Raw genomic sequence first — 5708 nt, forward strand, 5'->3', positions numbered from 1 at the left:
GAATTAATACGTTGAACCCTCTCAAAATTTCTCCTCATAAGCTTGTGCTCCCGGTGTTTCCAGCTTATAATGTTTTACCTGGCCGGGACCTTCAAACTCAAACCTGATGCCTACAACACGGCCAATGCTGTGTTTTTGCTCTACATCCATAATCTGTTTATTATTGAGGAAAATTTTTAAGCGACGGTTTTTTACACAGCATTTTAAGTTTTGGAACCGGGTAAAATCACAACCGAAGGCACTCAGGTCGTGATCTTTGCCATCTATCCAATTATAGCCGGTTAAAATACCTATATCGGCAATGCAGCCTTTGTTTACTATGGGTATAATAATAGCTGCCCCGGCTCCTAAAATTGTCAGGTCGGCTTTACCGCAAACAGATTGCCCTGTGGTTGAGGTGTTGCGCAAAGTACATTCGAGCACAAAATCATCTGCCCTGATGCCGGGGAATTCGCGCACGTTCGAAAACTTTACCCAGGTATTATTAAACACAGGTACGCCAAGCTTTTGCTGCATAACCTCACCCGAAATGCCCATATAACCTTGTCCTTTTATTTCGCCTGGCGATAGGTATACCGGTACTGGAAAATGGTCAACAATGCCTATCCAGCCCTTGGTTTTGATGAATACGGTGCTTTCTTTTTTAATCTGATTATCCACTATCAGCTTTGCTAAAAAATAGCCGGGATGATAATAGATGGATGTATACTGTTTACCATTTCCGGGTACCCGTTCGCGCCGGCTCGGATCCCAGGATTGCTGGATAAAAACACTGTCCGAGTTAAAAACAGACGCATCGTACTGAAATACTACAGAGTTTGGCAGCCCATCGGATACCTTTTTACTGCTGAATTTTACGCCTGATAAGTCGATAGGTTTTTTCCTTTTCATGCTGATAAAATAAAGGCTGCCAAGTACAAGCAGGAAACTCCCTATAAGCCAGACATATTTATATGGTTTTTTTGGAGAAGTTATTATGATTTCCTGGCCGGTTACGATGGGTGCTGCAGGCTGTTCTATAACACCGTTAACCTGGTGATGTTGCCTGAAATCGCGCCAGCTGGTATAATCAAGAAAACGGGCCAGCGCGTTGAGAGTAGCTGCCGTAGGGAAGCTTTCGTAACGCACTTTTCCCCAGATGCGTTTAAGGGTTGATATGCTTAACTGCACTTTGGTTTTTTCAAATATCTGTTTGCTTAGCTGTTCAAAATCGCTGTTACCCCAAATATTGCTATCTCTCCAGTTCAAGGCTTGTTCAATTAGCTGCCGGCATAACAAAAGCAATTGTTTTTCTTTTTCCATAGGTTTGTCAGGTGGATGATGCGGTATCTAAAAATGCAAAAAAGGTTTGAACAAACTTGAACAAAACTTGAAATGCTTTTGAAGCTTTATTATGAGCGCAATTTGCAAGTTTTGCTAAAGTTAAAATCTAAACTCATGAAGAACAATATTTTATTCGCGCTCTTTTTACTCATTACACTCTTTTGTAATGTGGGTTACGCACAGCAAAATGGCACCTATGATCTTAACAACTTATTGAAACAAAATAAACTGGTGATAACTCCCCGCCAAAGTGTAACCGAACTTGCCGATGGCACTAAGCAGGGCCTATCCTGTAATGGCATTGTATGGCTTAAGGGGACCAGCTTTAAAACCGGCATAATTGACATTGACCTAAGGGGCAAGGATGTTTTCCAGCAAAGTTTTTTGGGCATTGCTTTTCATGGTATTGATACCATTACTTACGATGTCATTTATTTCAGGCCCTTTAATTTCCAGTCGCCTGATACATTGAGGCGAAAGCATACTGTTCAATACATTAGTATGCCCGATTATACCTGGGACAGGCTGAGAAAAGAACATCCCCTGGTATATGAAAATGCGGTAAACCCATTCCCGCTTGCAACCGCCTGGTTCCATGCGCGTATTATAGTAAAGGCTTACGAAATTGTTGTTTATGTGGATAATTCTACCAGCCCCTCCCTTACAGTTAAAAAGCTAAATAACAGGCAGGATGGTCTCATCGGCTTATGGGCAGATGGATTAACAGGCGACTTTGCCAATCTTGTGATTAAATAAAATCAATACAAACCTCATTAAAATTTATCGTTATGAAAAAGCTATTGTTAATATCCATTCTCTTTGTGGCTATTAAGGTTTCTGCCCAGCAACAATACCAGGTACATGATCTTTCTGTCATCAAACCTAAAGAGTGGATCATTCCCAAAAATGATACGCTTGATTATGAATTTGGCGCCTACCTGGGCCAAAAGGCGCTGTTAATAAAACGGATGATTGGTAACTATAAATCGGCCAGCCTTGCTTATCCAAAAAACTTAAACTTCAGGAATGGCATCATCGAGTTCGATCTTGCATTCGCAGGCAAAGGGAATGGTTATATTGGCCTTGCCTTCAGAATAAAAGATGCCCATCATTACGAAACAGTGTACTTCAGGCCTTTATCATCAGGTACTATCAACGCTATACAATACATGCCCGAAAAGAAGGCCGAGTTTAACTGGTGGGATTATGAAGCAAATAAATACCAGGCCAATGCCATACTGCCGCACAATGACTGGTTTCATGTAAAAGTTGTGGTTAAGGACAGCAAAATGGAAGTTTATGTAAATAATGCAGCTAAACCGTCAATGACATATGCTTCGCTCGATCCATCTTTAAAAAGTGGTTCCGTAGGTTACTGGCATGGTAACTCATCTTTGGGTGCTTACAAAAATTTGGTAGTAAAGGCACTCAAATAGCGTGTTAGATATGGTGTTTCCACATGGATTATCCGGTTTCTGAATTACTAAAATGTTGTAGCGGGAATTAAAGTAACCCTTGTTCTTTAGGCTGGTGTTAAATTATGTGCTTAAAATCTCAATCAAAATTTGCAACTTTAGCACCAGCCAAATTTACATCTGATGAAATTCAAAATCCTGCCAGTATTGTTATGTACTGTATGCTTTACCGGTATAAGTTTTTTAAGCTTAGCCCAGTCAAATTTCAAACCACAAAAGGAGCTTTTAGCTACCATAAAAAAAACCTTTACCGATGCCGGCGCTCAATATAAATTCCTGGCGAAGCAGATAGGGCCGGAGGAATTTCCTAAAACCTATCACCCAAATACAAACAAGCAGGAAAACAGCAATTCGGACTGGTGGTGCAGTGGGTTTTATCCGGGTAGTTTGCTGTATTTATACCAGGAAAGTAAGGACCAGGCTTTGCTTACCGAAGCAAACCGCGTGATGGGTGTTTTAACTAAGGAGCAGTTTAACACGCATACACATGACTTGGGCTTTATGATGTACTGCAGTTTTGGAAATGCCAACAAAATTGAGCCAAAGCCGGAGTATAAACAAATACTGATTAACAGTGCAAAATCCCTTTCTACAAGGTTTAACCCAACAGTAGGCTGTATCAAATCATGGGATTCAAAACCGGGCGATTATTTGGTGATCATTGATAATATGATGAACCTGGAACTGCTGTTTTGGGCAACGCGCGAAACTGGTGATCCCAGCTATTATAAAATAGCGGTTACCCACGCCAATACTACCATGAAAAACCATTTCAGGCCCGATTATAGCTCATACCACGTGATTAATTATGATGCCCAAACAGGAGCGGTAAAGGAAAAGAAAACCGCCCAGGGCTTCGCCAATGAATCGGCATGGGCCAGGGGCCAGTCATGGGGCCTGTATGGATACACCGTGATGTACCGCGAAACACATGACAAAAAATACCTGGATCAGGCTCAAAATATTGCCCATTTTATATTGACTAACCCCAATCTGCCAGCCAATAAGATTCCATATTGGGATTATAATGCCACTAACATTCCTGATGCACTTAAAGATGCTTCGGCAGCATCTGTCATGGCTTCGGCCTTGCTGGAGCTTTGCAGGTACAGCGACGTAAAAAACGGGCAGGAGTATTTTAGCGTAGCCCAAACCATATTGAAAACGCTTTCTGCCCCGCCTTACATGGCTGCTGCCGGCACCAATGGTGGTTTTATTTTACAGCATAGCGTAGGACATTTCCCTGCAGGCACAGAAATTGACGTGCCTTTAACCTATGCAGATTACTATTTTATAGAGGCCATGCTGCGTTACCAGGCATTCGGCCCAAAAAAATAACTTAAATTTAGCTGGATAAAATAAAAAAATGGCATTAGGCAAGGGTAGGTTAGAAGCTTTCAGCGATGGCGTTATTGCCATTATTATTACCATAATGGTATTGGAGATGAAGGTGCCACATGGCGATAGCATTGAATCATTAAAGCCGCTTATACCTGTTTTAATAAGCTATATTTTGAGCTTTATTTACGTTGGTATTTACTGGAATAATCATCATCATATGTTTCAGGCCGTTCATTCAGTTAACGGTGGGATTTTATGGGCCAATCTGCATTTGCTTTTCTGGCTATCGTTAATACCATTTGTTACTGGTTGGATGGGCGAAAATCATTTTGCCAGGGGGCCGGTAGCTTGTTATGGTTTTGTACTAACAATGAATGGCATCGCATATTCTATTTTAGTACGAAAACTTATCCATCACCATGGGGGGAATTCTTTGATTGCCGAGGCCTTTGGCGAAGACTGGAAAGGAAAGATATCTGTCGGCATCTATGCAATAGCTATTGGTGTAAGCTGGCTAAACACGATAGCAGCCTTTGCATTGTATGTTATTGTAGCCGGCATCTGGTTTATTCCCGATAAAAGGATTGAAAAGAAACTCGCTCAACAGGATGCGGAGAGTTGATTTAACTATTAATTATAATTACCTCTGTTTCAGAAATAATGTAATTTAAACACGCTTTATTGGTAAAAAAGTATAAACTATTTTGCAACTTCGCGGTTGTAGTAGTGTTTTTGCCTAAGTTATATTGTGTTGTAAGTTTAAATTTTTAACCATTATTTGCCACTACTTTACGTTTACTTATGTTGGATATTGCTTATGATCATAAGCTCGATTTGCCTACAAAAGCAAATAAGCTTCATCATGAAAACGAATTGCTTTTAAAGGTAGCAGCCGGTGATGAGCATGCTTTTCGCCAGCTGTTTACCGCATACCATCAGCAATTGGGTATTCATATTTATCGCATTACTAACTCTGCCGAGCTGGCAGAAGAAGTTGTACAGGATGTGTTTTTAAAAATATGGATGACCCGCGAAACCCTTGGTAATATTGACGATTTTAAGGCTTACCTTTTTGTTATATCCAAAAACCATGCGCTCAACTGCCTTAAAAAACTGGCGAAGGAACGAATACAAATAAAAAGACTGGAGCAGGGCAGCATAGGAATGTTAAATGCAGAGCAGGATTCGGGTATGTATTATAATTTACTGGATGAAGCCATTGATCACCTGCCTCCGCAACAGCAAAAAGTTTACTTACTAAGCAGGCATAACCGCCTTAAATATGCCGAAATAGCCGATCAGCTTAAACTCTCCCGCGAAACGGTAAAAAAATATCTGCAAATAGCTACCACATCAATCACCGATTATGTGCGCACCCACCTGGAGGCTTTTACACTAATTTTAATAGCGATAAAAACTTTTTTAATTTTTTTTAAAAACCAATAGCCCCTTTTTTACAGGTTTTGTTGTCTTGTATGCGAGTTCGACCCCAACTCCTTTTACCAATTTAAAATTTATGAACTAACATCTACCTGTATGAGTGCATTTAATGCAAGGCTTACCTACCTT

Annotated in this window: 6 protein-coding genes; 5 read left to right on the plus strand and 1 reads right to left on the minus strand. The window is 40.6% G+C overall.

Going from position 1 to position 5708, the window contains the following annotated elements:
* Positions 1-21: 21 nt before the first annotated feature.
* Entirely contained in the window at positions 22-1302 is a 1281-nt protein-coding gene (locus AC1DPZ_RS20735) for a hypothetical protein (protein WP_477406977.1), read from the minus strand.
* Positions 1303-1437: 135 nt separating this feature from the next.
* Here AC1DPZ_RS20735 and AC1DPZ_RS20740 point away from each other — a divergent pair, with 135 nt between their 5' ends.
* The 5 genes from AC1DPZ_RS20740 (at position 1438) to AC1DPZ_RS20760 (ending at position 5585) form a co-directional block, all read left to right on the plus strand.
* Positions 1438-2079, plus strand: a complete 642-nt coding sequence (locus AC1DPZ_RS20740; RefSeq protein WP_477406979.1) for a hypothetical protein — start codon at positions 1438-1440, stop codon at positions 2077-2079.
* Between the two features lie 32 nt (positions 2080-2111).
* Positions 2112-2759: a LamG domain-containing protein gene (locus tag AC1DPZ_RS20745; protein WP_477406981.1), complete on the plus strand. Its 648-nt coding sequence runs from the start codon at positions 2112-2114 to the stop codon at positions 2757-2759.
* A gap of 162 nt (positions 2760-2921) precedes the next feature.
* Positions 2922-4136 carry a glycoside hydrolase family 88 protein gene (locus AC1DPZ_RS20750; RefSeq protein ID WP_477406983.1) on the plus strand — a complete coding sequence of 405 codons (1215 nt, stop codon included), beginning with the start codon at positions 2922-2924 and terminating at the stop codon, positions 4134-4136.
* A 28-nt stretch (positions 4137-4164) separates the two neighbouring features.
* Complete coding sequence (locus tag AC1DPZ_RS20755) at positions 4165-4761, plus strand: TMEM175 family protein (RefSeq protein WP_477406985.1); 597 nt, start codon at positions 4165-4167, stop codon at positions 4759-4761.
* 179 nt (positions 4762-4940) lie between these two features.
* Entirely contained in the window at positions 4941-5585 is a 645-nt protein-coding gene (locus AC1DPZ_RS20760) for an RNA polymerase sigma factor (protein WP_477406987.1), read from the plus strand.
* The last annotated feature ends 123 nt before the right edge of the window (positions 5586-5708 follow it).

The sequence above is a fragment of the Mucilaginibacter sp. P4_G9 genome (genome assembly GCF_056400985.1).

Bases quoted from the DNA above. Each gene is read 5' to 3' on its own strand.
- AC1DPZ_RS20735 (WP_477406977.1), bottom strand. From the start codon at position 1,302: ATGGAAAAAGAAAAACAATTGCTTTTGTTATGCCGGCAGCTAATTGAA.
- AC1DPZ_RS20740 (WP_477406979.1), top strand. From the start codon at position 1,438: ATGAAGAACAATATTTTATTCGCGCTCTTTTTACTCATTACACTCTTT.
- AC1DPZ_RS20745 (WP_477406981.1), top strand. From the start codon at position 2,112: ATGAAAAAGCTATTGTTAATATCCATTCTCTTTGTGGCTATTAAGGTT.
- AC1DPZ_RS20750 (WP_477406983.1), top strand. From the start codon at position 2,922: ATGAAATTCAAAATCCTGCCAGTATTGTTATGTACTGTATGCTTTACC.
- AC1DPZ_RS20755 (WP_477406985.1), top strand. From the start codon at position 4,165: ATGGCATTAGGCAAGGGTAGGTTAGAAGCTTTCAGCGATGGCGTTATT.
- AC1DPZ_RS20760 (WP_477406987.1), top strand. From the start codon at position 4,941: ATGTTGGATATTGCTTATGATCATAAGCTCGATTTGCCTACAAAAGCA.